This is a genomic window from Streptomyces sp. NPDC021622, from assembly GCF_040640795.1.
In the GTDB taxonomy this organism is placed as follows: domain Bacteria; phylum Actinomycetota; class Actinomycetes; order Streptomycetales; family Streptomycetaceae; genus Streptomyces.
Map to the genome: position 1 here is coordinate 49,163 of NZ_JBFACK010000024.1, position 26,133 is coordinate 75,295.

26 protein-coding genes and 1 pseudogene are annotated in these 26,133 nt (G+C 71.6%); 9 read left to right on the forward strand and 18 right to left on the reverse strand.

Annotated elements, in window-relative coordinates; genetic code table 11:
• Positions 1-13: 13 nt before the first annotated feature.
• The 4 genes from AB0G47_RS36435 to AB0G47_RS36450 form a co-directional block, all read right to left on the reverse strand.
• Positions 14-517 carry a methylated-DNA--[protein]-cysteine S-methyltransferase gene (locus AB0G47_RS36435; protein WP_360778935.1) on the reverse strand — a complete coding sequence of 168 codons (504 nt, stop codon included), beginning with the start codon at positions 515-517 and terminating at the stop codon, positions 14-16.
• Positions 518-667: 150 nt separating this feature from the next.
• Positions 668-1,585, reverse strand: a complete 918-nt coding sequence (locus AB0G47_RS36440; RefSeq protein ID WP_360778937.1) for a PhzF family phenazine biosynthesis isomerase — start codon at positions 1,583-1,585, stop codon at positions 668-670.
• Positions 1,586-1,654: 69 nt separating this feature from the next.
• Positions 1,655-3,136 (reverse strand): leucyl aminopeptidase, encoded by a 1,482-nt coding sequence (locus tag AB0G47_RS36445; protein ID WP_360778940.1) that lies wholly within the window; start codon positions 3,134-3,136, stop codon positions 1,655-1,657.
• Positions 3,133-4,128 carry a DMT family transporter gene (locus tag AB0G47_RS36450; protein ID WP_360778943.1) on the reverse strand — a complete coding sequence of 332 codons (996 nt, stop codon included), beginning with the start codon at positions 4,126-4,128 and terminating at the stop codon, positions 3,133-3,135. The genes AB0G47_RS36445 and AB0G47_RS36450 overlap by 4 nt, the downstream gene beginning before the upstream one ends.
• Positions 4,129-4,319: 191 nt before the next feature.
• On the opposite strand from AB0G47_RS36450, the gene AB0G47_RS36455 reads away from it, so the two are divergent.
• Positions 4,320-4,940: an L-threonylcarbamoyladenylate synthase gene (locus AB0G47_RS36455; protein WP_360778947.1), complete on the forward strand. Its 621-nt coding sequence runs from the start codon at positions 4,320-4,322 to the stop codon at positions 4,938-4,940.
• 19 nt (positions 4,941-4,959) lie between these two features.
• Here the strand turns inward: AB0G47_RS36455 and AB0G47_RS36460 are convergent, their stop codons facing one another.
• Positions 4,960-5,844: an EamA family transporter gene (locus tag AB0G47_RS36460; protein WP_360779170.1), complete on the reverse strand. Its 885-nt coding sequence runs from the start codon at positions 5,842-5,844 to the stop codon at positions 4,960-4,962.
• A 150-nt stretch (positions 5,845-5,994) separates the two neighbouring features.
• Here AB0G47_RS36460 and AB0G47_RS36465 point away from each other — a divergent pair, with 150 nt between their 5' ends.
• The 6 genes and pseudogenes from AB0G47_RS36465 (at position 5,995) to AB0G47_RS36490 (ending at position 10,935) form a co-directional block, all read left to right on the forward strand.
• Positions 5,995-6,870 (forward strand): LysR family transcriptional regulator, encoded by an 876-nt coding sequence (locus AB0G47_RS36465; protein WP_360778950.1) that lies wholly within the window; start codon positions 5,995-5,997, stop codon positions 6,868-6,870.
• A gap of 148 nt (positions 6,871-7,018) precedes the next feature.
• Positions 7,019-8,092, forward strand: coding sequence for a YncE family protein (locus tag AB0G47_RS36470; RefSeq protein WP_360778953.1), 1,074 nt, complete (start codon positions 7,019-7,021; stop codon positions 8,090-8,092).
• Positions 8,089-8,509 (forward strand): annotated as a pseudogene (locus AB0G47_RS36475) (SAM-dependent methyltransferase). Before AB0G47_RS36470 ends, AB0G47_RS36475 begins: the two are co-directional and overlap by 4 nt.
• Before the next feature lie 136 nt (positions 8,510-8,645).
• Entirely contained in the window at positions 8,646-9,083 is a 438-nt protein-coding gene (locus tag AB0G47_RS36480) for an ATP-binding protein (protein WP_360778955.1), read from the forward strand.
• A gap of 110 nt (positions 9,084-9,193) precedes the next feature.
• The gene (locus AB0G47_RS36485; RefSeq protein ID WP_360778958.1) at positions 9,194-9,550 is read left to right on the forward strand and encodes a DUF779 domain-containing protein; all 357 of its coding nucleotides are present in this window, start codon (positions 9,194-9,196) and stop codon (positions 9,548-9,550) included.
• A gap of 200 nt (positions 9,551-9,750) precedes the next feature.
• Positions 9,751-10,935 (forward strand): phosphodiester glycosidase family protein, encoded by a 1,185-nt coding sequence (locus AB0G47_RS36490; RefSeq protein ID WP_360778961.1) that lies wholly within the window; start codon positions 9,751-9,753, stop codon positions 10,933-10,935.
• Between the two features lie 16 nt (positions 10,936-10,951).
• On the opposite strand, the gene AB0G47_RS36495 is transcribed toward AB0G47_RS36490, so the two are convergent.
• From AB0G47_RS36495 to AB0G47_RS36550, 12 genes are all read right to left on the reverse strand, one after another.
• Positions 10,952-12,523, reverse strand: coding sequence for a hypothetical protein (locus AB0G47_RS36495; protein WP_360778964.1), 1,572 nt, complete (start codon positions 12,521-12,523; stop codon positions 10,952-10,954).
• Positions 12,524-12,613: 90 nt separating this feature from the next.
• On the reverse strand, positions 12,614-12,808 hold the full coding sequence (locus tag AB0G47_RS36500) for a hypothetical protein (protein ID WP_360778967.1): 195 nt from the start codon (positions 12,806-12,808) through the stop codon (positions 12,614-12,616).
• A gap of 99 nt (positions 12,809-12,907) precedes the next feature.
• Entirely contained in the window at positions 12,908-13,768 is an 861-nt protein-coding gene (locus AB0G47_RS36505; RefSeq protein ID WP_360778970.1) for a phosphatidylinositol-specific phospholipase C/glycerophosphodiester phosphodiesterase family protein, read from the reverse strand.
• Between the two features lie 163 nt (positions 13,769-13,931).
• Positions 13,932-14,603, reverse strand: coding sequence for an ATP-binding cassette domain-containing protein (locus AB0G47_RS36510; protein ID WP_360778973.1), 672 nt, complete (start codon positions 14,601-14,603; stop codon positions 13,932-13,934).
• Positions 14,596-15,510, reverse strand: coding sequence for an ABC transporter ATP-binding protein (locus AB0G47_RS36515; RefSeq protein WP_360779173.1), 915 nt, complete (start codon positions 15,508-15,510; stop codon positions 14,596-14,598). Before AB0G47_RS36515 ends, AB0G47_RS36510 begins: the two co-directional genes overlap by 8 nt.
• Before the next feature lie 41 nt (positions 15,511-15,551).
• On the reverse strand, positions 15,552-16,442 hold the full coding sequence (locus tag AB0G47_RS36520; protein WP_360778976.1) for an ABC transporter permease: 891 nt from the start codon (positions 16,440-16,442) through the stop codon (positions 15,552-15,554).
• A complete protein-coding gene (locus AB0G47_RS36525) occupies positions 16,435-17,400 on the reverse strand; it encodes an ABC transporter permease (RefSeq protein WP_360778978.1) in 966 nt (321 codons plus the stop codon). Before AB0G47_RS36525 ends, AB0G47_RS36520 begins: the two co-directional genes overlap by 8 nt.
• Before the next feature lie 32 nt (positions 17,401-17,432).
• Complete coding sequence (locus tag AB0G47_RS36530; protein ID WP_360778980.1) at positions 17,433-19,028, reverse strand: ABC transporter substrate-binding protein; 1,596 nt, start codon at positions 19,026-19,028, stop codon at positions 17,433-17,435.
• Between the two features lie 151 nt (positions 19,029-19,179).
• Positions 19,180-20,271, reverse strand: coding sequence for an acyl-CoA dehydrogenase family protein (locus AB0G47_RS36535; RefSeq protein ID WP_360778983.1), 1,092 nt, complete (start codon positions 20,269-20,271; stop codon positions 19,180-19,182).
• The gene (locus AB0G47_RS36540) at positions 20,268-21,449 is read right to left on the reverse strand and encodes an acyl-CoA dehydrogenase family protein (protein ID WP_360778986.1); all 1,182 of its coding nucleotides are present in this window, start codon (positions 21,447-21,449) and stop codon (positions 20,268-20,270) included. The genes AB0G47_RS36535 and AB0G47_RS36540 overlap by 4 nt, the downstream gene beginning before the upstream one ends.
• Complete coding sequence (locus tag AB0G47_RS36545) at positions 21,446-22,414, reverse strand: NADPH:quinone oxidoreductase family protein (protein WP_360778989.1); 969 nt, start codon at positions 22,412-22,414, stop codon at positions 21,446-21,448. The genes AB0G47_RS36540 and AB0G47_RS36545 overlap by 4 nt, the downstream gene beginning before the upstream one ends.
• Before the next feature lie 78 nt (positions 22,415-22,492).
• The gene (locus AB0G47_RS36550) at positions 22,493-23,104 is read right to left on the reverse strand and encodes an XRE family transcriptional regulator (RefSeq protein WP_360778992.1); all 612 of its coding nucleotides are present in this window, start codon (positions 23,102-23,104) and stop codon (positions 22,493-22,495) included.
• Positions 23,105-23,181: 77 nt separating this feature from the next.
• On the opposite strand from AB0G47_RS36550, the gene AB0G47_RS36555 reads away from it, so the two are divergent.
• Complete coding sequence (locus AB0G47_RS36555) at positions 23,182-24,246, forward strand: NAD(P)/FAD-dependent oxidoreductase (protein ID WP_360778995.1); 1,065 nt, start codon at positions 23,182-23,184, stop codon at positions 24,244-24,246.
• A 71-nt stretch (positions 24,247-24,317) separates the two neighbouring features.
• On the forward strand, positions 24,318-25,214 hold the full coding sequence (locus AB0G47_RS36560; RefSeq protein WP_360778998.1) for an SDR family oxidoreductase: 897 nt from the start codon (positions 24,318-24,320) through the stop codon (positions 25,212-25,214).
• Between the two features lie 32 nt (positions 25,215-25,246).
• Here the strand turns inward: AB0G47_RS36560 and AB0G47_RS36565 are convergent, their stop codons facing one another.
• The gene (locus AB0G47_RS36565; RefSeq protein WP_360779000.1) at positions 25,247-26,086 is read right to left on the reverse strand and encodes an enoyl-CoA hydratase/isomerase family protein; all 840 of its coding nucleotides are present in this window, start codon (positions 26,084-26,086) and stop codon (positions 25,247-25,249) included.
• Positions 26,087-26,133 lie beyond the last annotated feature (47 nt).

Below are 26,133 nucleotides of genomic sequence, written 5' to 3' on the forward strand. Positions count from 1 at the left end.
GAGCCGGGACGCGTCAGACGAGGGTGGGCTGCAGGGCGCCCTCATGGGTGAGGAGCTGCACCTTGCGCTCCACACCGCCGGCGTAGCCGCGCAGCGAGCCGTCCGCGCCGATGACGCGGTGGCAGGGCCGCACGATCAGGAGCGGGTTCGCACCGATCGCGGCGCCCAGGGCCTGGACGCGCCCGCGGGGCACCCCGAGCCGCTCGGCGAGCGCGCCGTACGTGGTCGACGTGCCGTACGGGATGTCCTCCACGGCGCGCCACACCCGCCGCTGGAATTCCGTGCCGCTCGGGGTGAACTCGATGTCGAACTCGGTGAGTTCACCGGCGAAGTACGCGGCCAGCTGCCGGGCGACGCCCGCGAACCGGTCGGGTGCGTGCCGCCAGTCGGCGCGCACCGCAGGGGCGCTCTTCTGGCCGGGCACGGACAGCGACGTCAGCGTGGTGCCGTCGCTTGTTTCCTCGCCCACCAGCAAGAGTTCGCCCAACGGGCTGGTGATGGTCGTGTAGGCGGTCATAGTCGCCTTCGCCTCCCTTCCGTTCGCTTTCGCTCGCTTTCGTTTCACCTCCACAGTGGGATGCCGCGATCACGGATGCTGGCGGGATTCGGACATCGCCCTTGTCAGCTGGTCGACGTACGCGACGGCGGGTGATTCCTCACGCCTTCGTCACGCGTTCAGTCGCGCGCGGAACGCCGTCGTCGCGTCGCCCGTGATCGAGACCAGGAGTTCCCCGCCCCGCCGGGAGCCGGACCGCACGTCGACCCGTACGCCGACCTCACCGGGCCGTCCCATCGCCACGCCTTGGCGGCCGGTGAAGTCGAGCCGCCCGCCCGGTGCGGGCACGATTCCGTGGTGCACCAGGTAGGCGCCGAGCGGGCCGTGCCCGTTGCCGGTCACCGGGTCCTCGGCGATGCCGATCGCCGGGGCGAACATCCGGGCCCAGGTGAGGAGTTCGGCCTCGCCGGTGGCCCGGGTGAAGACGAACCAGCCATTGCTGCCGACCTCGCGGCTGAGCGCAGTCAGCGCGGCCGGTTCGGGGCGCAGACCGTCCACGGCGGCGCGGTCGCGCAGTTCCACGATGACCTTGGAGTGCCCGGTCGAGACGATCTGGACGGGCCCGTCCTCCGCGAGGTCGCCGGATTTCGCACCGAGTGCCCGCAGCAGGCGGTCCACCTGGGTGCCGTCCAGCTCGGGCCCGAAGTCGGCCGCCCCTTGGTGCATCCCGATCCGCACCCGGTCACCGCCACCGTCACGGATGATCTCCACCCGCTGGCACAGCCCGCCGCCCGTCTTCTGCACCAGCGAGCCGGACGGCAGCCCGTACTCGACGGCCCTGGCGAAGTGCGCGCCCACCGTGGCGTGCCCGCAGGTGGGCACTTCCGTCGTCGGGGTGAAGAAGCGGACGCGTACGTCGTGATCGGCGCCGTCAGGGGGCAGCACGAACGCCGTCTCGGACTTGTTGAGCTCGCGCGCCACGGCGAGCATGTCGGCGTCCGTCATGCCGTCCGCGTCGAGGACCACCCCGGCGGGATTGCCCGTGAACGGGGTCCGGGTGAACGAGTCGACCTGGTGAAGGATCCTCATCGCCGCCCCTCCGAGCGCTCGGTCCGCCCGCACCAGAACGGCGAGGGTGCCGCGGCTGCCGTGACGGTCTCAAGAGCGGGCATCGGCAAGCTCCTCCGCGAGGCGTACCAGGGTCCTGACCGCGGTTCCCGTGCCGCCCTGGGGCGTATAGCCGTACGGAGCACCCTCGTGGAAGGCCGGTCCCGCGATGTCGAGATGTGCCCAGCGGGTGCCGGCCGGCACGAACTCCTTGAGGAACAGGCCCGCGACGAGTCCGCCTCCCATCCGCTCCCCCTGGTTGGCGATGTCGGCCACCGGGGAGTCAAGGCCCTCCCGCAGCTGGGCGGGCAGCGGCATCGGCCAGGCCGGTTCGCCGGTGCGCCCCGCGGCGTCCACGATGCGCTCTCGGAACGCGTCGTCGGGGGACATCACCCCGAAGAGGCGGTTGCCGAGCCCCATCCGCATGGCGCCGGTCAGGGTCGCCACGTCCACGACGGCATCCGGCCGTTCCTCGGCTGCGCGCACCAGGGCGTCAGCCAGGACGAGCCGCCCCTCGGCATCGGTGTTGCGCACCTCGACGGTTCTGCCGCCGTACATCCGCAGCACGTCGCCGGGGCGGACGGCGGACCCGGACGGCATGTTCTCCGCAAGGGCCAGCCAGCCGGTGACGTCGATCGGGAGGCCGAGCCGTGCCGCGGCCGTCACGGCGGCGAACACGGCGGCGGCGCCCGACATGTCGCGCTTCATGATCTCGTTGAAGCCGACGGGCTTGAGCGAGATGCCGCCCGAGTCGTAGGTGATGCCCTTGCCCACAAGGGCGATGCTCGTCCGCGCCCGGGGGTGGGTGTGGGCGATCCGCACAAGCCGCGGCGGATTCACCGAGCCCTGGCCGACCCCGAGGATGCCGCCGAACCCGTGCTCGGCGAGCGCCGTCTCGTCGAGCACGTCGACCGCGAGTCCGAACTCCGCGCCGACCACCCGCACGGTGGCGGCGAAGCTCTCCGGATACAGGTCGTTCGCCGGTGTGTTGACGAGGTCACGGGCACGGTTCAGCTCCTGGCCGATCACCGTGGCGCGGCGCAGCGCGGCCGCGGCGTGCCCGTGCCGGGTGAGGATCGACAATTCGCCCACGGGCGGCTTGTCCTCGCCGGTGGTCCGGTACGCGGTGAACGCGTACGCACCGAGCAGTCCGCCGAGCGCCACCGCCTCCACGGCATCGGCCGTGGCGGCCGGAAGGGCGAGGACGGCCTTCGTCGCACCGGCCAGGGTCCGGGCCGCGACGCCCGCGGCGCGGCGCAGCGCCTCGGTGTCGTGCCCGCCGTCGGCGTCGGCCTCGCCCAGGCCGACCGCGAGCACGAGGCGCGCCTCGATCCCGGTCGGCGCGGGGACTTTGACGGCCTCGCCCGCGGCACCGGTCATGCCGAGGGCACCGAGCAGTTCGGCCGACAGGCCGTCGAACGCCGTGGCGTCGGGGGTGGGTATCGGCCCTTTGGGTCCCTGGGCGACACCGATCACGATGGCGTCCACGGGCAGCGACTCCGCGAGGGAGTCCGTCACCGTCACTTCGGTCATTTCACCGCGTCCTGTTCTGCGTCCTGTTCTGCGTGCTGCTCTGCGTGCTGTGCTTCGACGATCCGGGGGTCGCCGCCCTCGGGGTTCTGCATGATCTCCGGTGCGGCTGCCCGCTTCTGACGTCGCGTCATACCGACTCCGACGAGTACGACGACCATGCCCGCCGCCACGCGGAGGCTGAAGGCCTCGTCGAGCACGACGGCGCCGAGCCCGACGGAGACCACCGGCAGCAGATAGCCGACCGTCGCGGCGTTCGTCGCACCCTCGTCGGCGATGACCCGGTAGGTGAGGTGGAAGGTGATGCCGGTGGCGAAGACACCCAGGACGACGACGGCGATCAGGGCTTTGGGATGGACATGGACCGTTTCGAGGCCGCCGACCGGCACCATCAGCGTCGTAAGCCCCGTCGCGGCGAGGAGTTGGGCCGTGGAGAGGGAGATGGTGGGGATGCCCTTCCCGACCAGATGTTGTCCCATGTACGCGAATCCGACGGCGTAACTGCCCGCGGCGCCCACGATGGCGAGCGCGCCCCAGCTCGCGAGCCCCGACTGCTGCCACGGGGCGAAGATCAGCAGCACTCCCGCGAAGCCGAGCAGGAGCCCGGCCAGGCGGACGGGGCGCAGCCCGCGTTCCGTGCCGATGGCGAGGCCGATGAGCACCGACCACAGCGGAGTCGTCGCGTTGAGTACGCCGGCCACCCCGGAGTCGACGGTCTGCTCGCCCACGCTGAAGAGACCGAACGGCAGGGCGTTGCAGAAGAACGCGGCCACGACGATGTGCCGCCAGGTCGCCCCGCCCTGAGGAAGCCGACGCCGCCCGCCGAACAGCAGGACCGTGAGAGTCAGGGTTCCCAACGCACAGCGTACGAGGGTGACTTGGACGGGCGAGAGACCGTCGAGGGCCAGTTTGATCCACAGGAAGGTCGATCCCCACAGGAGCGCGAGGACCCCCACCCGTATCCCTGCGTAGGTTCTTCCGGGGACGCCGCTCACGCTGGTTCTCCTTGTCCGGGCCGTGGCCCGCGCATCGTTCGACCCATCGGGCCGTTGCCCCTTGAACGATGCCGTCGGCGACCTGAAAGGACAAGCAAAGAGAATTGCACCATCGTTAAGCTGAGCTACATCCGCACTCGACGCCCGTTCGCCGCGCCGGAGCCGGCCGTCTGATCACGTACGCTCGGCGGATGGCGAAGTACTTCGACGTGCACCCCGAGAATCCGCAGCAGCGCACCATCGGCAAGGTGGTGGACGACATCCGGTCCGGCGCGCTCGTCGCGTACCCGACGGATTCCTGTTTCGCGCTCGGCTGTCAGCTGGGCAACCGTGACGGCCTCGACCGCATCCGGACGATCCGGAACCTCGACGACCGTCACCACTTCACGCTGGTCTGCCGGGACTTCTCGCAGCTGGGGCAGTTCGTGCACGTCGACAACGACGTGTTCCGGGCGATCAAGGCGGCCACGCCGGGCAGCTACACCTTCATCCTGCCCGCGACGAAGGAGGTGCCGCGTCAGCTCCTGCACCCGAAGAAGAAGACGGTCGGCGTCCGGATTCCCGACCACGTCGTGACGCAGGCCCTGCTCGCCGAGCTCGGCGAGCCGCTGCTCTCCAGCACGCTGCTGCTGCCCGACGAGGACGAGCCGTTGACGCAGGGCTGGGAGATCAAGGAGCGGCTCGACCACGTGGTGGACGACGTCGTCGACTCCGGCGACTGCGGCACGAAGCCGACCACGGTCATCGACTTCTCCAGCGGCGAGGCCGAGATCGTGCGGCGCGGCGCGGGCGACACCACACGGTTCGAGTAGCCGCTCCCGCGCGAGTTGCCTAGTGGCGGATCGGCTCGCCGGACGCCGTCCGGTCCGCGGTCATCGGCCGTGACCGGACGGCCGGTTGCCGCCGGGGACTCCGTCCGGGCACGAGAATGCTCACCGCGTTCGCCGCGACGATCGCCGCGATGGCCAGCCACTCCACCCAGTCCAGAGCCTGCCCCAGGGCGATCAGGCCGACGAAGGCGGCGAGGACGGGGTTGACGCTCATGAAGATCCCGAAAAAGCGGGCGTCGACCCGGCGCAGGGCCAGCAGATCGGCCAGGAACGGCACCGCGGAGGACAGCAGTCCGGCGGCGCTCGCGCAGGCAAGGGCGGTGAGGGTCGGCGGGTGGTGGGCGAGGACCACGATGCCGACCGGCAGGTAAAGCAGGGCGGAGATGCCCGCCGCCGTCGCCGATCCCTCGGCGCCCGGAAGGCGGGCCCCGACGGTGCGGTTGAGCAGGATGTACGAGGCCCAGCAGACCGCCGCGAGCAGGCCGAGCGCGATGCCGGCGTAGTCGGTGGTGGGCTGCGGGCGGGCCAGCGTGACCACCGCCGCCCCCGCGACGAGGGCACAGCCCAGGTCCACCGCCCGCCGCGACGCGGCAAGGGCGACCGTCAGCGGGCCCAGGAACTCCAGGGTCACCGCGAGGCCGAGACCCACGCGGTCGATCGCGGTGTAGAGCGACAGGTTCATGGTGGCGAAGACCGCCGCGAGACACAGCAGAGGCCACCACTGCCGCCAGGTGAAGGCGCGCAGCCGCGGTCTGCCCACCGCCATCAGGAGGGCGCCCGCGACCCATTGCCGCACGGCCACCACCCCGGCAGGACCGATCGCGTCGAAGGCGAGCGCGCCCGTGGCGGCACCGACCTGGTTGGAGAGACCGCTGCCGAGCATCATGGCCGTCCCCGAGAACCGGCCGGCCGAACCTTCCGCCCCCGCAACTTCCCCGAGCCCGTCGGCGCCTTGAGACCTTCGCATGCACCGCAGAATGCGCCTCCCGCACGCATACGCAAAATGCATGTGAGTGCTCATCTATACGCTGGGGTCATGGATCTGGAGCTTCGGCATCTGCGCTGCCTGGTGGCCATCATCGACACCGGCAGCTTCACCGACGCGGCCGCCGAGCTCGGCGTGTCCCAGGCGGCCGTCTCGCGCACCCTCGCCGGCCTCGAGGAGACCCTCGGGGTGCGACTGCTGCACCGCACCAGCAGGAGCGTCACGCCGACGACCGCCGGCGTGCAGGTCCTGGCCAGGGCCCGTCATGTCCTCGCGGAGGCCGATGACCTCGTGCGCGAGGCGACCACCGGGCACACCCGGCTCCGCATCGGCCACGCCTGGTCGGCGATGGGCCGTCACACCGCGGAGTTCCAGCGCCGCTGGGCCGCCGAACACCCGGACGTCGAGCTGTACTTGATCCGCACGAACTCGGCGACCGGCGGCCTCGCGGAGGGCCTGTGCGATCTCGCCGTCGTACGGACCGCCTTCGACGAGGCCCGGTTCGCCGACGCCGTGGTCGGACAGGAACGCCGTTATTGCGCCATGGCCGCTGACGACCCGTGGGCGAGGCGCCGCTCCGTCCCGCTGGCCGACATACGGGAGCGGACCCTGCTCATCGACCGGCGCACCGGCACCACCACGGCCGAGCTGTGGCCGGAGGGGACGCGGCCGACCGTCGAGTACACGCGGGACATCGACGACTGGCTCGCCATCATCGCGTCGGGCCGCTGCGTGGGCCTCACCCCCGAGAGCACCGGCAACCAGTACCGCCGCGACGGCGTCGTCTTCCGGCCGCTGCGCGACGCCGCGCCCATCACCGTCCGGCTGATCTGGCGGCGCCACGATCCGCACCCGGCGACGCACGCCGCCGTCGCGCTCCTCGCGGACCTCTACCGGGCACGGGGCGAGCGGTCCGCTCGGGCGTGAGGGGGCTGTTCACGCCAACGCCCGCACCACTCCGGCGAGTTGTGGTGCGCGCCACACGGCGAATCGTCATTTACTTAGGTGAGCCTAAGCTAAGTTGATGAGTGATCGCCTCTCACAGAGGTGCCTCTGTCAAGGAGATTGACGCAGCATGACCTCCATCACCCGCCGTATCCGCCGTGCCGCCGCGGTCGCCGTGGCCCTCGCCGCGGGCAGCTCGCTCGCGCTGCCCGCCACGGCTACCGCGCACTCCGGTCACGCGTCCGCCCCGAGCGGCTCGGCCGGCTCGACCGTCGATTCCGCGCCGCTCGTCAAAGGCCTCTACCAGTCCGCGTACTCCGAGCGGAACAACGTGCTGTGGGCCACTGCGGCGGTGGGCCGCCCGCCGGTCACCAACTCCAGCCTCCTGAAGGTCGACCCGAGCACGCTGAAGGTCGAGGCGACGTACACGCCTCCCGTCACCAACGAGGAGACCGGCGCGGTCGAGGCCGTCTACGGCGTCGCCGTCGACGACGAGCACAACACCGTCTGGACGACGAACACCCGCGACAACTCCGTCGCCGTCTACAGCCAGCGCACCGGCAAGCACCTCGCCTCGCTGCCCGGCGTGAACCACGCCCGCGAGATCGTCGTGGACGAGAAGCACGACCTGGTGTGGGCGAGCGGCTTCGGGGACGGCACCGTCGTCGCCTTCGACACCCGTACGTACAAGGAGAAGAAGCGCGTCACGGTCGAAGGCGCGAGCCCGGCCGGACTCGCGGTGAACGAGAAGACCGGCGCCGCGTACGCCACCGACCTCAAGAACGACCGGATCATCGAGATCACCCCGAAGGGCGAGAGCCCCCGCTTCATCCCGGTCGGCGACGGCCCGATCTCCGTCGCGCTGTCCAAGGACGGCCGCACCGCCTACACCACCGACCAGGCCGCCGGCGCCCTCTCGGTCGTCGACCTGCGCGCGGGCGCCGTCACGAAAACCGTTCCGACCGGCGCGGGCGCCCTGTCCGTCGCCACCGACCGGCGCTCGGGCCACGTCCTGGTCGCCAACCGGACGCCCGGAAACATCACCGTCGTCGACCCCCGCCAGGGCACGGTCGTCGAGACCCTGGCCACCGGCGCCAACCCCAACCACGTCCAGGTGACCGACGGCACCGCGTACGCGGTCGACAAGTCGGGCTCCGGCCCCGAGGGCCAGGACCAGGTGCACCGCATCGGCCTCGGCAGCTGACCGCACGTACCGACCCCGCGTCCCGCCCGCCGCGACCGCGTTCCGGGCGGGACGCCCCATCACCATGGTCGCCGCATCCCGCGCGCGTCTATGACTGGCTCCTCGGCGGCAAGGACAACCACCCCGTCGACGAGGCGGTGGGTGAGAAGCTGCCGCCCGAGGCGAAGGACGCCGCACGGCAGAACCGCGCGTTCATGCCACTTCGAGCGCCCGATCGGCCTCTCGCTCATCGCGCTCATGCACTTCCTTCCCGACGACCAGGACCCGTACGGCATCGTGCGTACCCTCGTCGACGCGCTGCCCTCCGGCAGTCATCTGGTGCTCTCGCACGCGGCGTCCGACCTCTACTTCAGGGACACCGCACGCCCGGAGCCGGAAAGCAGCGGGATCTACGCCGCGGTGGCTCGCATTCCCTGACCGGCGGCCCGGTTGGCGATCCCCCGGGATGGGCATCACCGTGGGGCAGGACCGGCCACGCAAGACATGCCGTGGCCCCGGTGGACGGAGTTCCATGAGTGCGCCGGTTTGTCCCAGGGAGGGGAAGTGAGTCGCCATGCGTGCGCACACGCGCGCCCATCGGCACACTGCACGCGCCGAATTCGCCCTGCCTCAGGAGGCCGCTTCGGCGGGCCGGGCACGGAAGCTGACCTCCGTGTTCCTGACCCGCCCCCATCGCCATGTGACGAAGGTCGACGCGGAGCGGGTGGACGACGCCACGCTGATCGTGTCCGAACTCGTCACCAACGCCACCCGGCACGGCCGCAGCGCCTGCCGCCTGCGCCTGGTCGTCTCCAACGACCAGGTGACCGTCGAGGTCCATGACGCGAGCCCGGTCAGTCCGCATGTGCTCAAGGCGGACACCGATCTCAAGGCGGACACCGAGCGGGAGAGCGGGCGCGGCCTCGCGATGGTGCGGCACCTCGCGGCGCGCCTTGAGGTCGTCGGCACCGGCCGGGGCGGCAAGACGGTGCGGGCGGTCCTGGTCTGGTGAGGGACCGTCACCCTGTCCGGCCGCGTGTGCAACGTCCTCGCAACCTTGCGCGGGGTTGACTGGGTCACCGCCTCAACGGCGGCCCGGCGAGCAAGGAATGGCGGCGGCCCATGACCGAATCCCCGCGCGTGGAGCTCACCCCCGCGGCCGCCGAACTGGTGCGGCGGCTGCGGGAGACCCACGGACCGCTGATGTTCCACCAGTCCGGCGGCTGCTGCGACGGCAGCGCCCCGATGTGCTACCCGGCGGGCGAGTTCCGGACCGGCGACTCCGATGTGCGCCTCGCCTCGCTGGACGTGGCGGGCGTCGCCGAGCCGGTCGCCTTCTGGATGTCGAAGAGCCAGCACGAGGTGTGGAGCCACACCCGGCTGATCGTCGATGTCGTACCGGGCCGGGGCAGCGGCTTCTCCCTCGAGGCACCCGAAGGTGTACGTTTTCTCATCCGTTCCCGATTGGTCGGCAGCTAGCCGCAAGCCCTGCAGCCGACGGGCACCGTCATCTGGTGAACTCCTCACACGGCCCCCACACTGGGGCAGTTGGCCTGGCCAGGGAGACAACAGGGGGCGCAGTGGCGACACTACGCGAACACACTTTCCTACGATTCAGAACGGCGAGAGCGGCGCTCTCGGTACTGACGGCATTCGGCACGCTGGCCGGTGCGGCTCTGATGGGAGCGGCACCGGCCGACGCCGTGCAGGGCACCCGCAAGGCGGGTGGTTCGGAGATCGCTCCGGGCGTGTCCTACCAGCAGTTCGACATTCCGGCATCGCACGGCATGGCACGCGCACATGTGCTCGACATCGACCTGAGCGACCCGCGCACCGGCGTCGACCTGCTCTATCCCGGTGCGGTGGGCGCCCGTTCCGCCGTGTCCACGCTCGCCGACGGGGCCGGTGCGGTCGGCGGGATCAACGGCGACTTCTTCAACATCAGCGAGACCCAGCATCCGGGCGTCGAGGCCACCGGCGCGCCCGTCGGCCCTGCGGTCGCCCGCGGCCGCGCCCTCAAGGGTGCGGTGCCCAATGGCCAGCGCTTCGGCCCTGCGATGCCGCCGGGCGTGACGACCGAGGCCGTGCTCGGCGTCGGCTTCGACCGGCGGGCCCGCATGGACGATCTCCGCCTGGACGGCGAAGTGCGCACCGCCGAGACCCGGCTGCCGCTCGGCGGGCTCAACCAGTACGCCCTGCCCGTGGGTTCCGTCGGCGCGTTCACCAGCGACTGGGGCAGCACATCGCGGGTGCGCTCCACCTGTGGCACCGACACGAACCGGGGCGCGCCCTGCAGCACGGACACCCACGAGGTGACCGTCAGCCACGGGCGTGTCGTGGAGTCGGCCGACACGCCCGGCAGCGGCCCCGTGGCCCGCGGCAGCACGGTCCTGGTGGGCCGCGAGGCGGGCGCCCAGCAGTTGCGCAAGCTGTCGGTCGGCGACCCGGTGAGCGTCCGGCACCGTCTGGTGGCGGCCGAGTCCCGCACCCCGTTCCGCTTCGCGCTCGGCGGCTACCCGGTGCTGCGCGGCGGCGCGCCACTGCCCGGAATCGACGCCGTGACCTCCGCGGTGCGGACCGCCGCCGGAATCGCCGACGACGGCAAGCGTCTGCTGCTGCTCTCGCTCGACGGCTCCCCCGAGTTCCGTACGGGCCTGACGATCGCCGAAGTGGCCGGCACCCTGCGCGAGTTGGGCGCGGCCGACGGATTCAGCCTGGACGGCGGCGGCTCGTCCACACTGGTCTCGTCGAGCACCCTGGTCGCCAGGCCACCGGGCGCCGATTCCGTCACCGTACGGAACAACCCGAGCGGTGGCGCGGAGCGCCCGGTGCCGAACGGCATCGGCGTGTTCTCCACGGCGTGAGCCCGGGCGCCGCCGGTCACTCGGTGTCCCGCACCGCCACGAGCCCGTTGAAGACACCGACGTACGCCGTGCCGTCGGGGCCCAGGGTGACCGGCGCCCAGTTGTTGTCGTAGGCGATGCCCGTGCCGGCGAGACGCTTCCATTTGGTCTCGCCGGTGCGGAAGTCGACCGCCGTCAGGTACCAGGCATCGATGCCGAGGCTGTTGGGCTCCTTCGTGTAGAAGTACAAAAGACCGGCGGCCGTGGACAGTTTGGGCACATTCGACGGTGCGCGGACAGCGCTCTCCCACACGGTGTCGCAGCCGCTGCCGTCCTCGCGTACATCGATCCGGCTGACCCCGCCGACGACGCTGCGCCCGAAGGTCAGCGACGTGATGTTCTCGTAGCCGTAGTTGTTCTCGACGACCAGGCTGTTGCCCCAGCTGATCAGCGAGTTGTCGGTGGTGGACGCGCCGGAGCCGAAGACGGGGACCTTGCAGACGAGGCGCTTGTCGGCGGGGACGTCGGCGCCTCTGCGGTAGACGAGGACGTTCATGCGGTCGTCGGCGTTGTCGGTGATCGCCACGTAGTCGTCGCCCGCGCCGAAGAGGTCGGGGGTGGTGCCCGAACCCTGGTTCACCGAGCCTGGTTTGGTGCCCGTCCCCCGGTCGTAGGTCTGGCGCCAGACGGCCTTCGGCGTCCCGTCGGCGGCCGCCCGGAAGCTGTAGAGCGCGTGGTCGGAGACGATCGACACGCCGTCATCGGCGACGGAGAACGAGTTCTGGATCTCCTCGCCCTCCAGGCGGATGGAGCGGATGTCCCCGGAGTCGGGATCGACGGTGCCGACGCGGCCCTGCCGGGTCACCCACCAGATCCGGCCCTCCCAGTCGGGCATCACCGACGTGACCGGGTCACATTCGCCACTCGGGTAGAGATGTGACCAGGTCACGCAGTCGTGCGGGACGTGCTCCGTCAGGTCCCAGTCCTTGTCCACGACGAACCGCCAACTGCCGTCCGCCGTCTGCTCGTGCGCGAGCCGGACGATGTGCTGCCGCGAGTCGGCGAGAACGAGCCGGTCCTCGTTGTCGAGGTACGAGTAGGCGCCGCCCGAGGTGTCCTTGAAGATCTTCGAGAAGTCGAGCCGGGTGATCGCCTCGACGGTGGAGGGGCGTTGCGGCAGCTTGTACTCGGCGAGCGTCTCCAGCGAGTCCGGATCGAGCAGCTTCACCAGGAAGCCGGTGAAGGTGCCGCAGACGGTGACGATGCGGCCCGCGCGGTCGAAGGTGACGGTGGCGCACTCACCGCCGATCGCCGCCATCTTCGCGCTGGCGACCTGCGGCTTCTTTCCGAGGGGCCCGTTCCATGGGTACGTTCCGCTGCCCGCCGCGTCGGCGTGCATGCCGCTGCGGCCGTTGGCCGCGAGATACGGGTGCCGGGGCGGCTGTTCGCCGGGCAACGGCTGGGCGACGGCGGGAGCTCCCGCGTACTGCTCGACGAGCCGGTGCCCCGGTGCCTTCGGGATGTCGTCGGCGTGGGCCGGGTACGCGAGGGACGCCGCGGCCAGGGCCACCGCACTGCTGAAACCGAGACGACGCAGTCTGCTGGACATGCGCCGAAGCTAGGTCGGCACCCTTGAAGTGTCCATGGAAACGTGACAGTTGTTCATGAAGGCGAAACGATCACGGCAGCAGGCGGATGTTCACGGCTGCAGGCCGCTGACGATGTGGGCCGTGGCCGTGAGCCCGTTGTGGATGGTCGGCGCCACGCTGGAACTCGCCAGGTAGAAGCCGAGCAGCGCGCAGACAAGAGCGTGCGAGAACTTCAGCGCGCCGTTACGCAGAAAGACCACTGCAAGGATCACGAGCAGCAGCACCACAGAGACCGAGATGGCCATGGAACACCCTCCTCCGCCGCGTCAGCACCGCGGCTTCGGCCGTCAGTGTTGCGCAGCGAAGGGACCATCCGGTCGACCGGCACGTCCTCCGAACGGGTGTTACTTCCCGTGTGCGTCGAGGAACGCCTCGAGTCCCGCGAGGTCGTCCGTGTTCAGGTGATCGACGCCGGCGGCGAGGAGCTCGCCCCACACCGCGTCGCGCGCCGGACCCGCCAGGTCGGGGGTGGCCCAGAAGCGGACGCGCTGACCGCGCTTGTGGGCGGTGGAGACGATGCCGTGCAGCTTGTCGCGCTCGGCCGCGGGGAACGCGCCGACGCCCTGCCAGCTGAAGTTGAGCGTCCAGTTGTCGCTGATCAGCGGGATGAAGGAGGCGGGGGCCGCGGTGCCGAGATCGGCGAGGCGGCCGTCGTAGAAGGCGCGGCGCACCCGCTGGGCCTCCATCGGCGCACGGGCCGCGCGGTCGCCGGAGATCACCGCCGTCACGGCGGAGCGGCGCACCTTGCCGTGGGAGTACGTGGTGAACAGGTGCCGGTAGCGCTGGAGATGACGGTCGAGTTCCAGGTACGTCGCCGCGCCCTCGGTCTTGATGTCGATCAGGAGCTGGAAGGGGGTGCGGTGGTAACCCCGGTACACGGAGCCGCCGTTGGCGCGGACGCGGGCGGCGAGGGGGTCCAGGTACAGGGATTCGAGGGTGCGGGTGGGGTCGAGGTCCACCGGGTCGTGGGCGACCAGGAGTTGGCCGTCGACGAGGTAGATGTCGGCCTCGACGCTGCCGAAGCGGTGGTCGAGGGCGTCGAACAGGGGCCGGGGGTGTTCGTAGTCGTTGTGCGCGTGGGCGCGGATGAGGGGGCGGGGGCCGTGTCCGCGCTCGCTCGCCTGGGCGTACGCGGGAACGGCGACGGTGCCCGCGAGGGCGGCGCCGAAGGTGGTGAGGGCTCTACGACGGCTGAAGAGGGCCATGGAGACTCCCGGAGAACGAGGGACGACGGGCGGGGCCTCAGTGAGTATGAGGCCATGCCCGCGTCAAGAAACCCCCTGCGGCGGGGAGTTGGCGCTATCGACGCCCTTCGTTCACTCCGGAAGGCTCACGGTGCTGGCTGGGCGGTACCGGTCGCGGTGAGTTTCACGGCATCTCGCCGTCCGCCACCAGCTCGCTCCAGTGCACCGTCCGGTCGCACCACCGCTCCAGAAGCACCCGGTCGTGGCCGACAGCGAGCAGGCCGGCGCCGCTCTCGCGCCGGTACTCCTCCACCGCGTGCACCAGCGCCGCCGTCGTCGAGGCGTCCAGCATCGCGGTCATCTCGTCGCAGATCAGCCAGCGGGGGCGGAGCACCAGCGCGCGGGCCAGGCAGGCGCGCTGCAGCTGGCCGTCGCTCACCTCGTGCGGCCTGCGGACCAGGAGGTCGTCGCCGAGTCCGACGGTGGCCGCCAACTCCCTTACCCGCTCGGCTGCTTCGCTCCCCCGGCCGCCGGCCCGCAGCGGCTCGGCGATCAGGTTCGTGAGGGTCAGGCGGGGGTCGGCGGAGAGCCGCGGCTGCTGGAAGACGACGCCGAAGGCGGTGCGCTGTTCGCGGGGCGCGCGGTGCCGCCAGCCGCGCGCGGGATCGCCGTCGATGACGACGCGGCCCGCGTCCGGCTTGTGCAGCAGCGCGGCGACGCGGGCCAGCGTCGACTTGCCGCAGCCGCTGGGGCCGAGCAGTCCGACGGAGGCGCCAGCGTCGACGGTGAGGTCGACGCCGCGTACGACGGGGGCGCGGCGGTCGTATCCGGCGGTGACGGAACGCAGTTCAAGCACGGGGCGCCTCCAGCAGAGCCGCCGGGTGGGGGTGGTGGCAGGCGACCGAGTCCACCGGCTCGGGAACGGCCCCGCAGGCCTCGTCCGCCGCCGGGCAGCGTGCCGCGAACGCGCATCCGCCCGGCAGCGCGGACAGCTCGGGCGGCATTCCGGGGATCGGCGTGAACTCCCGCTCCGGCAGGGCGTCGAGCAGGCCGCGCGCGTACGGGTGGCGGGGTCCGGGGGTGCCGAAGAAGTCGTCGGCGTCGGCGAGTTCGACGATGCGGCTCGCGTACATCACGGCGACGCGGTCGGCGATCCGCTCGGCGGCGGCCAGATCGTGGGTGATCAGGAGCAGCGCGCGGTCCTCGCCGACGTGCCGGCGCAGTTCGTCCACCGTGCGGTCGACGAGGTCGCGGTCGAGCCCGGTCGTCGGTTCGTCGGCGAGCAGCAGCGGTGCGTCGCCGATGAGCGCGAGCGCGGTGGCGGCGCGCTGGGCGAGGCCGCCGGAGAGCTCGTGCGGGTAGCGGTCCAGGTGCCCGGCGGGGAACGCGGCGCGCTCGGCGGCCGCTTCGGCGGCCGCCCGCAGCTTCGGCCGCGGCACGCCCGCGAGCTCCCGCAGGGTCTCCTCCAGCTGGGCGCGCACCGTCCGCACGGGCGTCAGATGCGCGGCCGGGCTCTGCGGTACGAGGCCGACGCGCCGCCCGCGCACGGTGCGGGCCAGGGTCCGCTCGTCGGCGGCCAGCAGGTCCACGTCGCCGATGAGCGCCGACCCGGCCGTCTCCGCGTTCTGCGGGAGCAGCCCGAGCAGCGCCGACGCGAGCACGGACTTGCCGCAGCCGCTCTCGCCGACGAGGGCCAGGCACTCCCCCGCAGCGAGATCGAAGCGGGCGTCGGTGACGGCGGAGACGAAGCTGCCGCCGCGCATGCGGAAACGTACGGAAAGGCCCTGCACGGACAGCACGGGAGTCACAGCATCAGCTCCGATCGGCGCCGGGGGTTGATCCGTTCCCGCCAGGCGCCCGCGAGGCCCGCGATCGCCAGTGTGGGCACGATGATGAACAGGCCGGGGAAGAGGGTCGGCCACCAGTCCCCGGCGAGCAGCGAGCCGCGCGCGCTCTGCACGAGTGTGCCGAGGCTGGCCTGGTGGGTGGGGAGTCCGAGCCCGAGGAAGGAGAGCGCGGACTCGTGCCACACCGCGTGCGGCACCATCAGGACGGCGGCGAGTCCGGCCTGCGGGAGCACGCCGGGCAGCAGATGGCGCACGGTGACGCGCAGCCGCGAGGCGCCGCCGGAGATCGCCGCGTCGACGTAGGGGCGGGACCGCAGCGAGAGCACCTCGGCGCGGACGATGCGGGCCGTGGACAGCCAGTGGGTGAGCGCGACGGAGACGACGACCGGCCAGACGCCGGGCCGGAACATCGCCACGATGAAAATGCCGAGCAGCAGGTGCGGCACGGACGAGAAGACGTCCACGAGCCGCATGACGACCCGGTCCACCCAGCCGCCCGACGCGGCTGCCAGCGCGCCCACGGCCGTGCCGATGACGGTGGCGACGACGGCCGCGACCACACCCACCAGGAGCGAGACCCGCAGCCCGTACACGCAGCGCACGAGCAGATCGCGGCCGACGTCGTCGGTGCCGAAGGGGTGCGCCCAGGACGGCGGTTGCAGCTTGGCCGCCAGGTTCACGGCCTGTTCGTCGAGGTTCACGAGCGGCGGTACGAGAAGGACGGCGAGGACGACCGCCGTGACGATCACCGCCGAGGAACGCACCCGCCACGCGCGCGTGGAGGGCTTCTTGGGAGCGCCACCAGTAGAGGCGCTCCCTGTAGTGGCACGCCAGGTCACGTCAGCCATCGAAACCCACCCTCGGATCGGCGAGGCCGTACAGCAGATCGGCGAGGAGGTTGCCCAGGAGCACCGCCGCCGTGGCGAGCACGGTCAGCGCGGCGAGCAGCGGGAAGTCCACGGAGGTGGCGGCCTGCACGGTGGCGGCGGCGATGCCGGGCCAGCTGAAAACGGTCTCTACCAGGAGCGCGCCGGTGATCAGTTCGGGCACCCGCGAGCCGATCAGCGTGAGCACGGGGAGCATGCCCGAGCGCAGGGCATGGCCGAGGAGGACGGTCCGTTCGGCGAGGCCACGCGCGCGTGCACCGCGGACGGGGTCGTCGCCGAGTGCGTCGCCGACGCCTTGGCGTACGTACAGGACGAACCAGGGAAGCTGCGAGATCGCCAGGACGGCGGCGGGCAGCACGAGATGGCTCGCGACCTGTCCGGCCGTCACGGTCGAGCTGGCCGTGTCCGTGAGCCCGCCCGACGGCAGCACGCCCAGCTTCAGGGCGAACAGCCAGACGGCGAGCAGGCCGATCCAGAACGGCGGCGCCGCCTCCAGCGTGTACGCGAGCGAGGTCACCGCGCGGTCGAGCCAGCCGCCCGGACGGCGCGCGGCGAGGACGCCGAGCGTGGTGCCGACGAGGATCGCGAGCAGGAACGCGGTGGCAGCGAGCAGCACGGACCAGCCGATGCGTTCGCCGATGGCGTCGGAGACGGGCTGGCGCAGGGTGCTCGAGTCTCCCAGGTCGCCGGTCAGGGCCGAGGTGAGCCAGTTCCACCAGCGCTGTATCAGGGGCTGGTCGACGCCGAGGTTGGCGCGCAGTTGGTCGAGGTTCTCCTGGGACGCCGTGAGCCCGGCCGTCCCCGCGTACGCCTTGACGGGGTCGAAGGGGGACGCGGCGGCGATCGCGAAGACGCCGAAGGTGACGGCGAGCAGGACCGGGACGGCGAACAGGGCCCGCCGTCCCGTCATGCGCGCCATCGGCCCCCACGGGAGCTTGTGGAGCGCGGACTTCACTGCTTCGGCTGCCAGTCCTCGACGTTCCACCACGGTCCTGACGCGAGGCCGTGGTCGTGCGGCTCGGTCTGGGTGGTCAGGTCGCCGAAGCGCTTGTCGACTACGTAGAGGTGGTCGATGTGGGTGAGGAAGGTGTAGCCCGGGTTCTTCACCAGCTCGCGCTGGATGGTGTCGTACGCGGCCTGCCGCTTGGCGTGGTCGCCGCTCTCGCGGGCCTCGTCGAGGGCCTTGTCGACCTTGGGGTTGTCGTAGTGGGCCATGTTGTTGAAGCCGTCACCGGCGAGCGAGGACTTCAGGAGGGTGTACTGGTCGAAGTCCGGGTCGGCCGGGGAGCCGCCGCCCGCGAGGACCGCGTCCTTGGGCATCCGCGGCTCGATGACCTCCCACGTGCCGGCCTGCACCTCGACCTTGATGCCGAGCTTCTTGGCGTCGGACGCGTAGGCGAGCGCGTGGTCCTGGCGGAGCTTGTCGCCGGAGAGGTACCAGAGCGGGAACTTCGCCTGGACGCCGTCCTTCTCGCGGATCCCGTCCTTGCCCGGCTTCCAGCCCGCGTCGTCGAGGATCTTCTTGGCCTTGGCGGCGTCGAACTTCCGCTCGGTGCCCTTGGTGAACCAGGGGCTGTCGGTCGGGACGGGCCCGTAGGCCTCCTTGCCCGCGCCGTCCAGGATGGAGTCGACCATCGCCTTGCGGTCGACGCCGGTGTCGAGCGCGCGCCGGATGGCGGTGTCGCCCGCGACCTTGTTGCCGGTGGGCAGGGTCACCACGCGGTAGTCGAAGGTCTTGGCTGCGTACGTCTTCTTGTTGCCGTCGTTCTCGTACTTCTCGGCGAGGTTGGGCGGCAGGATCGCGCCGTCGAGCTCACCGGCGTCGAGCCGGGTGGCCCGGATGTCGTCGTCCTTGATGATCGCCATGGTGAAGTTCTTGACCTTCGGGGCGCCGCCCCAGTAGCCGGGGTTGGCCTTGAAGGTGAGCTTCTCGCCCTTGGACCACTTCACCAGCTTGTACGGGCCCGTGCCGACCGGATCGGTGGTGAACTTCCCCGTGTTCACGTCCTGCTTGCCGGCTATGTGCTCGGGCGCGATCGGCAGGACGGTGCGCTCGGCGAACGGCGCGTAGGGGTACTTGAGGTGGAAGACGACCGTGTCGTCGCCCTTGGCCTCGACACTCTTGACGGCATCCAGCTCGGTCTTGGCGGCGTTGTTGGTCTTCTTGTCGAGGATCGTCTCGTAGGTGAAGACGACGTCCTTGGACGTGAAGGGCTTCCCGTCGCTGAACTCGACGCCCTCGCGCAGCTTGTACGTGTAGGTCTTGCCGTCGTCGGCGACCTCGGGCAGCTCTGCGGCGAGCGCGGGCTTGAGCTTCATGTCGGCGTCGTGCGTGAGCAGACCGTCGAAGATCTTGGAGTTGCCGTCCTTGCCGTAGCCCAGGAGCGGACTGAGGGTCTCCGGCTCGTACGCGATGCCGACGACCGCGGAGTCCTTGGCGGCGCCGGCGCTCTCGCCGTCGCCCGGCGCCGAACAGGCCGAGGCGGCGACCGCCAGAGAGGCGGCCGCCGCCACCGCGCCCGTGCCCCGTATCGATCGGGCCCTCATGCTCCACACCCCTACTGAAGATCAACAGTTATTGCGAACAGCTCGCAATTATGCCTCACGTAATGGAGGCGTAAAACGCGCAGCCCGCACGCGGTACGTGCGGGCTGCATCGAATACTGCTGTGAGGTATGTACGTCGGGATGTGCGTCGGTCAGGGCGCCTGGAGGTCGAGCAGCCCCGCCAGTTCATCGCGGTGCCTGCCCGCCGTCCCGAAGGCGATCGAGTCGGCCTTGGCCCGCTTCAGATAGAGGTGCAGCGGGTGCTCCCACGTCATGCCGATGCCGCCGTGCAGCTGGAGCGCCTCCTCGGCCGCGTGGACCGCGACGGGAGCGGCATAGGCCTGGGCGAGGGCCGCCGCGAGGTTGGGTTCGTCGCTGCCGGTGGCCAGGGCGTCGGCGGCGTGCCGGGCGGCGGCGCGGGTGTTGACGACCTCAAGCCACACCTGAGCGAGCCGGTGCTTCAGTGCCTGGAACGACCCGACGGGCCGGTTGAACTGGTGGCGTTCCTTGGTGTGACGCACGGTCTCGGTCAAGCACCATTCGGCGAGGCCCAGTTGCTCGGAGGCGAGCAGCCCGGCCCCGGCGCGCAGACCCACGCGTACCGCAAGGTCGGTGTCCGAAGTGAGGGCACGCGCGCGTGCCGCATCGAACGTCACCGTGGCGAGCGGACGGGTGGGGTCGAGGGAGGTCTGCGCGGTGACGGTCACGCCGTCCTGTGCGACGTCGACCGCGAAGAGCCCGGCAGCCGTCGGCACGAGCAGCACGTCGGCCGCGGCCGCGTCGGCGACGCCCGTGACACGGCCGTGCAGGGCGCCGCCCTCTTCGCGTACGTCCGCGAACGTCTGGCCGGGGGCCGCGGAGAGCGGCACGGCGAGCACGCCGACCGTGCGTCCCGACGCCAGCGCCGTGAGCAGTTCGGCCGCCGCTTCCCCGTCGCAGACGAGGAGCGCCTCGGTCGCGACGACGGCGCTGGTGAGGTAGGGCACGGGCGCCACCACGCGGCCCAACTCCTCCAGGACGACGGCCGCTTCGCGGTGGGTGGCACCCTGGCCGCCCAGTTCCTCGGGCACGAGCAGGCCCGCAAGGCCCATGCCGTCGGTGAGCGCCTTCCATAGTTCGCGGTCGTGCGGCTGGTCGGTCTCGCTGCGGGCGATGACGGCGGCCGCGTCGCAGTGGTCAGCGAGCAGGCCGCGCACGGCCGCACGCAGCGCCTCTTCCTCTTCGGAGTAGAGCAGATCAGTCATCGCGCGAGGTCCTTCCAGGCGACGTCCTTGTCGGTGCGCGGTTCGGACGGCAGGCCGAGGACACGCTCGGCGACGATGTTGAGCAGCACCTCGCTGGTGCCGCCCTCGATGCTGTTGCCCTTGGCACGCAGATAGCGGTATCCCGCATCACGCCCCGCGAAGTCGACCTTCTCGGGCCGCCGCATCGTCCAGTCCTCGTACAACAGGCCTTCCTCGCCCAGGAGTTCCACCTCCAGGCCGCTGATCTCCTGGTTGAGGCGGGCGAACCCGAGCTTCAGGCCGGAGCCCTCGGGACCCGGCTGCCCCGCGACGAGCTGCTGGCGCAGCCGCTCACCGGTGAGCCGGGCGACTTCCGCCTCCACCCACAGCTTGAGCAGGCGCTGGTGCAGGTCGTGCGTGCGCAGCTCGGGGCGCTCGCGCCAGGTCGCGGCGACGGGGGCGATCAGGCCGCCCTCACGCGAAATGCGCGCGCCGCCGATGGACACGCGCTCGTTCATCAGGGTGGTCTGCGCGACCTTCCAGCCGTCGCCGACCTCCCCCAGACGGTGCGCGTCCGGGATGCGTACGCCGGTGAGGAAGACCTCGTTGAACTCGGCCTCGCCGGTGATCTGGCGCAGCGGCCGCACCTCGACGCCCGGGTCGGTCATGTCGCAGACGAAGTAGGTGATGCCGCGGTGCTTGGGCACCTCCGGGTCGGTGCGGGCGATGAGGATGGCCCAGCGGGCGGCGTGCGCGCCGGACGTCCACACCTTCTGCCCGTCGACCACCCAAGTGTCGCCGTCACAGACGGCGCGGGTGCCGAGCGCGGCGAGGTCGGATCCTGCGCCCGGCTCGCTGAAGAGCTGGCACCACACCTCCTCGCCGATCCACAGCGGCCGCAGGAAGCGCCGCTTCTGCTCGTCGGTGCCGAAGGCGAGGATGGTGGGCGCCGCCATGCCGAGGCCGATGCCGATGCGGCGCGGATCGTTGTCGGGCGCGCCCGCGGCCTCCAACTCGGCGTCGACGACGGCCTGCAGGGCGCGTGCCGCGCCGAGGCCGCCGAGCCCCTCCGGATAGTGCACCCAGGCGAGTCCGGCGTCGAAGCGGGCCTTGAGGAAGTCGACGCGGTCCGTCGACGCGGGCGGGTTGGCGGCGAGGAACTCCTGGGTGCGGCGGCGCAGTTCGGCGGCGTCGGTCATGCGGCGGCTCCCTCGGGGACCACGGCCACGCGGCCCGTGGTGATGCCGTCGGCGACGCGCTGGACGGCGGCCGCGGCATCGCCGAGCGGCACCCGCTCGCTGATGAGGGGCTTGATGGCGCCCTTGGCCGCGAGCTGGGTGAGCTCCTCGTGGCAGCGGAGGATCGCCTGCGGGTCCTTGGCGTTGTAGAGGCCCCAGTGCAGGCCGAGCACCGAGTAGTTCTTCACCAGGGCGTGGTTGAGCGCGGGCGTCGGGATGACGCCGCTCGCGAAGCCGACGACGATGATCCGCCCCTCGAAGGCGACGCACTTCGCCGACTGGGTGTACGCGTCACCGCCGACCGGGTCGTAGACGACGTCGGCGCCGCGGCCGCCGGTGGCCTCCTTGACGGCGCCGATGACGTTCTCCGTGCGCCGGTCGATCACGACGTCGCAGCCGAGCTCCCGCGCGACCTCGGCCTTCGCGGCGCCGCCGACGACGCCGATGACCTTGGCGCCCGCCGCCTTGCCGAGCTGGACGGCCGCGCTGCCGACGCCGCCGGCGGCCGCGTGCACCAGGAGCGTCTCGCCCTCCTGGAGGTGCGCGCGGCGGTGCAGGCCGAACCAGCCGGTCTGGTAGCCGATGTGCAGGGCGGCGGCCTCCGCGTCGTCCAGCGCGTCGGGCGCGGGCAGCACGGCGGCCGCGTCGGCGATCGCGTACTCGGCGAAACCGCCGTACGGCAGCGCGGGGTTGGCGATCACGCGGCGCCCGTCCTCGGTCTCGCCGCAGATCTCCACGCCGGGTGTGAACGGCAGCGGGGGCGTGATCTGGTACTGCCCCCGGCAGAGCAGGGCGTCGGGGAAGTTGATGTTGGCGGCGCGGACCTTCAGGAGCAGCTGTCCTTCACCCGGCACCGGGCGGTCCACGTCTTCGAGGCGCATCACCGCGCTCGGCTCGCCGTTCTGGTGCACTTGCCATGCCTGCATGCGGGGCCTCCACGGGGCTTTCGTAGACCGGGCTCCGTCGCATACTAAGCGGTCGCTTGCAGGCAGGGGAAGGTCCTGTCAGGCGCCCTTGGACTGCCGCTGGGCGGGGCGCGCCCTGACGTGCATCCGCTCCCCCTGCGGCCCGAACAGGCTGAGGAATTCGGCGGGGCCCTCACCCGTCGACCCGAACCAGTGCGGCAGGCGGGTGTCGAACTCGGCGGCCTCGCCCGCCGTGAGGACCACGTCATGATCGGCGAGCACGAGCCGTAGCTTCCCCGAAAGGACGTACAGCCACTCGTACCCCTCGTGGGTCTGCGGATCGGGCTGTACGGAGCGGGCGGGCTCGACCACCTTGTACGCCTGGAGGCCGCCGGGCTGCCGGGTCAGCGGCACCATCGTGCGGCCGTGCCGGACGATCGGCTTGGCCCGCACCCTGGGGTCGCCGACGGGCGGGGCGCCGACCAGCTCGTCCAGGGGGACCTGGTGGGCGCGCGCGATGGGCAGCAGCAGCTCCAGGCTGGGCTTGCGCCGGCCGGACTCCAGGCGCGAGAGCGTGCTCACGGAGATGCCGGTGGACTGCGAGAGTGCGGCCAGGGTGGCGCCGCGCTCCTTGCGGACGCGCCGCAGGCGCGGGCCGACCTCGGCGAGCACTCCGTCCAGATTCGCGTCCTCTTCGGTCTTCTTCGACATGGCTCTATTGCAGTTTCGGCAATGTTGTTTGTCAATACCGCGCCGCCGGTGCGACGGTCTCCGTGGAGGTGGTCACCATGACCCAAGACACCAGGAACGTGAACGGCAACAGCACCAGCACCGGCGGCAGCACCGGCGCCACGTACGACGTGGTCGTCGTCGGCGGTGGTGCGGCCGGGCTGAGCGCGGGGCTCGTGCTCGGCCGGTCGCGGCGGCGCGTCCTCGTCGTCGACGCGGGCGAACCGCGCAACGCGCCCGCGGCGCACATGCAGGGCTATCTGTCGCGGGACGGCATGCCGCCCGCCGAGTTCCTCGCCGAGGGGCGGCGGGAGCTTGCGGCGTACGACGTGGACGTGGCCGATGACCGTGTGACGGCCGTACTGCCGGACCGCGCCGGGGAGTTCGACGTCACGCTGGCGGGCGGCCGGTCGGTGCACGCCCGGCGGATCGTCGTCGCCACGGGCCTCGTCGACGAGCTGCCCGAGCTGCCAGGTGTCGCCGAGCGCTGGGGCCGTGACGTGCTGCACTGCCCGTACTGCCACGGCTGGGAGGTGCGGGACCAGCCCTTCGGAGTGATCGCTTCGGAGGTGGCCGGGATCCACCAGGCGCTCCTGGTCACCCAGTGGTCGAAGGACGTGACGCTCTTCCTGCACACCGTGCGGGAGCTGCCCGACGAGGACTGGGCGAAGCTGGCCGCGGCCGGCGTCACGGTGGTCGAGGGCGAGGTGGCCGGGCTTGCGATCGAGGGCGACCGCCTGGTGGGGGTGCGGCTCGCTAGCGGCCAGGTGTTCCCGTGCTCGGCGCTGTTCGTCGACGCGAAGCCGGTGCCGAGGCACGGTCTCCTGAACGAGCTCGGCGCCGACATGCAGGACACGCCCGTCGGCCCCTACCCGGCCGTCGACCCGACAGGCCGCACGAGCGTCCCCGGTGTCTGGGCCGTGGGCAACGCGACAGGCCCGAAGGTCCAGGTGATCCAGGCGGCGGCCGCGGGCTACCAGGCCGGCGTGGTGATCAACTACGAGCTCGTGCTCGCGGACATCGAAGCGGCCGCGGCACGGCGGCGCGCGGGTGTCTTCTCACCGGAGATGGAGGCCGAGGTCTCCGAACACGTACGGGGCGCCGACCGCCACGGTCTGCGCTGAACCAGCGTCACTGCGCATCAATTCCCGTACAGCCATGGAGCTTTGATGCGGAAGGCGGTATCGATGCGCCCATGACGGACGAGACCGGCGCGCCGCCACCCGGACTTCCCGCGCCTCCCCCGCCGGGCGTGAGCGCCTTGCCCGACGGCACCTACGACGGGGCGGTCGTCCTGGTCACCGGTGGCGGGACGGGGCTCGGCAAGGCGATCGCGGCGGAGTTCGCACGGCTCGGCGCGGATCTGGTCATCGCGAGCCGCAAGGAGGACCGTCTGAAGGCGGCGCGGGACGAACTCGCGGGCCTCGGCGGCCGGGTGACGGCCGTGCCCTGCGACATCCGCGACCCGGACCGCGTCGCCGCGGCCTTCGATGCCGCGCAGGAGGCGTACGGACTGCCGGACGTGCTGGTCAACAACGCGGCGGCGAACTTCCCCGTGCCCGCCGAGGACATGTCCCCGAACGCGTGGCGCTCGGTCGTGGACATCACGCTGACCGGGACGTTCTTCATGACGCGCGAGTTCGCCCGCCGCCATCTCGCGGCGCGCACGCCCGGTTCGGTCATCGCCATCGGGGCGTCGTACGCGTGGACGGGTGGGCCCGGTTTCGCACACAGCGCGGCGGCCAAGGCGGGCGTACGGAGCCTGGTCGAGACCCTGGCGGTGGAATGGGGGCCGTACGGCATCCAGGTCAACGGCCTGGTGCCGGGCCTGATGCCGCACGAGGACATGACCGCAGACATCCGCGGCAACCTGGACCGGGCCCGGGACGAGGCCGCCCGTCAGCCCGCTCTCCGCGTGGGCGCACCACGCGAGCTGGGCTGGGCGGCGACGTTCCTCGCCTCGCCCTACGCCCGCTTCATCACCGGGCACACCCTGGTGGTCGACGGCGCGAACTGGCAGCGGCGCGGCCTGGTGAGTCCGCGGATGGTGACGGTGCGCGAGCAGATGGGGCGGGGGGCCTTCGAGGGGTGACGGTGGTGTCCGCCGGCCGCCGGCCGCCGGCATCACTTCCCCTCGAACTCCGCCGCCCGCCGCGCCGCCCGCGCCGCGTACCCCGCTCGCGAGTCCTCCGACGTGAGCGTGATCGCCGCGTTCATCGCCACCCGGTCGAGGGCGGCGTCCATTCCCGCGTCCGCGTAGGCGTCGATGCCCCGCTTGATGCCCTGCACCGCGAGCGGGGCGTTGGCGGCGATCTCCGCGGCGACGTCGCGGGACGACTTCGCCAACTCGTCGCCCGGCACCACCAGTTGGAGAAGGCGGAGCCGTTCGGCCGTGGCGGCGTCGATGCGGCGGCCGGTGAGCGAGAGCAGCTTGGCCCAGCCCGCGCCCGTGTCCCGCGCGATCCGCAGATCGCCGCCCGCGTCGACGGCGACGCCGATCTGCGCCTCGGGCAGCGCAAACACCGCGTCGTCGGCGGCGATCCGGACGTCCGCCATCAGCGCGAGCTCGAAGCCGAAACCCAGGCAGTAGCCCTGCACGGCGGCCACAACGGGCTGCGGCAGGCGGGCGAACGTACGGAAGCGCTCGTGGACCCAGCGCAGCCCTTCGTAATAGTTGCGGGTGCGCTCGGAACCCGAGCGGCCGTCGATCGCACCGAATCCGTTGAGCGACGTGACGTCGATCCCCGCGCAGAACGCCCGCCCCTCCGCCCGCAGCAGCACCACCCTGATCGAGTCGTCGAAGCGGATCCGGTCGGCGAAGATGCCGAGCTGGCGGGTGGATTCCCAGCTCCACGCGTTGAGCTTGGCCGGATGGCAGAGGGTGAGGATGCCGAGCCCGTCCTCGACTTCCAGGCGCAGGCGTTCCTCGCCCTCCGGAATGTCCGTGCCGATGGTGTCGATCATCAGGACCAGCCCTCCGCCCACGTTTCTGACGTACCGTCAGAGCCGCA

Bases quoted from the DNA above. Each gene is read 5' to 3' on its own strand.
- AB0G47_RS36465 (WP_360778950.1), top strand. From the start codon at position 5,995: ATGGATCTGGAGCTTCGGCATCTGCGCTGCCTGGTGGCCATCATCGAC.
- AB0G47_RS36515 (WP_360779173.1), bottom strand. From the start codon at position 15,510: ATGCGCGGCGGCAGCTTCGTCTCCGCCGTCACCGACGCCCGCTTCGAT.
- AB0G47_RS36520 (WP_360778976.1), bottom strand. From the start codon at position 16,442: ATGGCTGACGTGACCTGGCGTGCCACTACAGGGAGCGCCTCTACTGGT.
- AB0G47_RS36490 (WP_360778961.1), top strand. From the start codon at position 9,751: ATGGGAGCGGCACCGGCCGACGCCGTGCAGGGCACCCGCAAGGCGGGT.
- AB0G47_RS36445 (WP_360778940.1), bottom strand. From the start codon at position 3,136: ATGACCGAAGTGACGGTGACGGACTCCCTCGCGGAGTCGCTGCCCGTG.
- AB0G47_RS36505 (WP_360778970.1), bottom strand. From the start codon at position 13,768: ATGGCCCTCTTCAGCCGTCGTAGAGCCCTCACCACCTTCGGCGCCGCC.
- AB0G47_RS36545 (WP_360778989.1), bottom strand. From the start codon at position 22,414: ATGCAGGCATGGCAAGTGCACCAGAACGGCGAGCCGAGCGCGGTGATG.
- AB0G47_RS36480 (WP_360778955.1), top strand. From the start codon at position 8,646: ATGCGTGCGCACACGCGCGCCCATCGGCACACTGCACGCGCCGAATTC.
- AB0G47_RS36540 (WP_360778986.1), bottom strand. From the start codon at position 21,449: ATGACCGACGCCGCCGAACTGCGCCGCCGCACCCAGGAGTTCCTCGCC.
- AB0G47_RS36550 (WP_360778992.1), bottom strand. From the start codon at position 23,104: ATGTCGAAGAAGACCGAAGAGGACGCGAATCTGGACGGAGTGCTCGCC.
- AB0G47_RS36500 (WP_360778967.1), bottom strand. From the start codon at position 12,808: ATGGCCATCTCGGTCTCTGTGGTGCTGCTGCTCGTGATCCTTGCAGTG.
- AB0G47_RS36460 (WP_360779170.1), bottom strand. From the start codon at position 5,844: ATGATGCTCGGCAGCGGTCTCTCCAACCAGGTCGGTGCCGCCACGGGC.
- AB0G47_RS36440 (WP_360778937.1), bottom strand. From the start codon at position 1,585: ATGAGGATCCTTCACCAGGTCGACTCGTTCACCCGGACCCCGTTCACG.
- AB0G47_RS36565 (WP_360779000.1), bottom strand. From the start codon at position 26,086: ATGATCGACACCATCGGCACGGACATTCCGGAGGGCGAGGAACGCCTG.
- AB0G47_RS36495 (WP_360778964.1), bottom strand. From the start codon at position 12,523: ATGTCCAGCAGACTGCGTCGTCTCGGTTTCAGCAGTGCGGTGGCCCTG.
- AB0G47_RS36555 (WP_360778995.1), top strand. From the start codon at position 23,182: ATGACCCAAGACACCAGGAACGTGAACGGCAACAGCACCAGCACCGGC.
- AB0G47_RS36530 (WP_360778980.1), bottom strand. From the start codon at position 19,028: ATGAGGGCCCGATCGATACGGGGCACGGGCGCGGTGGCGGCGGCCGCC.
- AB0G47_RS36560 (WP_360778998.1), top strand. From the start codon at position 24,318: ATGACGGACGAGACCGGCGCGCCGCCACCCGGACTTCCCGCGCCTCCC.
- AB0G47_RS36455 (WP_360778947.1), top strand. From the start codon at position 4,320: ATGGCGAAGTACTTCGACGTGCACCCCGAGAATCCGCAGCAGCGCACC.
- AB0G47_RS36470 (WP_360778953.1), top strand. From the start codon at position 7,019: ATGACCTCCATCACCCGCCGTATCCGCCGTGCCGCCGCGGTCGCCGTG.
- AB0G47_RS36485 (WP_360778958.1), top strand. From the start codon at position 9,194: ATGACCGAATCCCCGCGCGTGGAGCTCACCCCCGCGGCCGCCGAACTG.
- AB0G47_RS36435 (WP_360778935.1), bottom strand. From the start codon at position 517: ATGACCGCCTACACGACCATCACCAGCCCGTTGGGCGAACTCTTGCTG.
- AB0G47_RS36525 (WP_360778978.1), bottom strand. From the start codon at position 17,400: ATGGCGCGCATGACGGGACGGCGGGCCCTGTTCGCCGTCCCGGTCCTG.
- AB0G47_RS36535 (WP_360778983.1), bottom strand. From the start codon at position 20,271: ATGACTGATCTGCTCTACTCCGAAGAGGAAGAGGCGCTGCGTGCGGCC.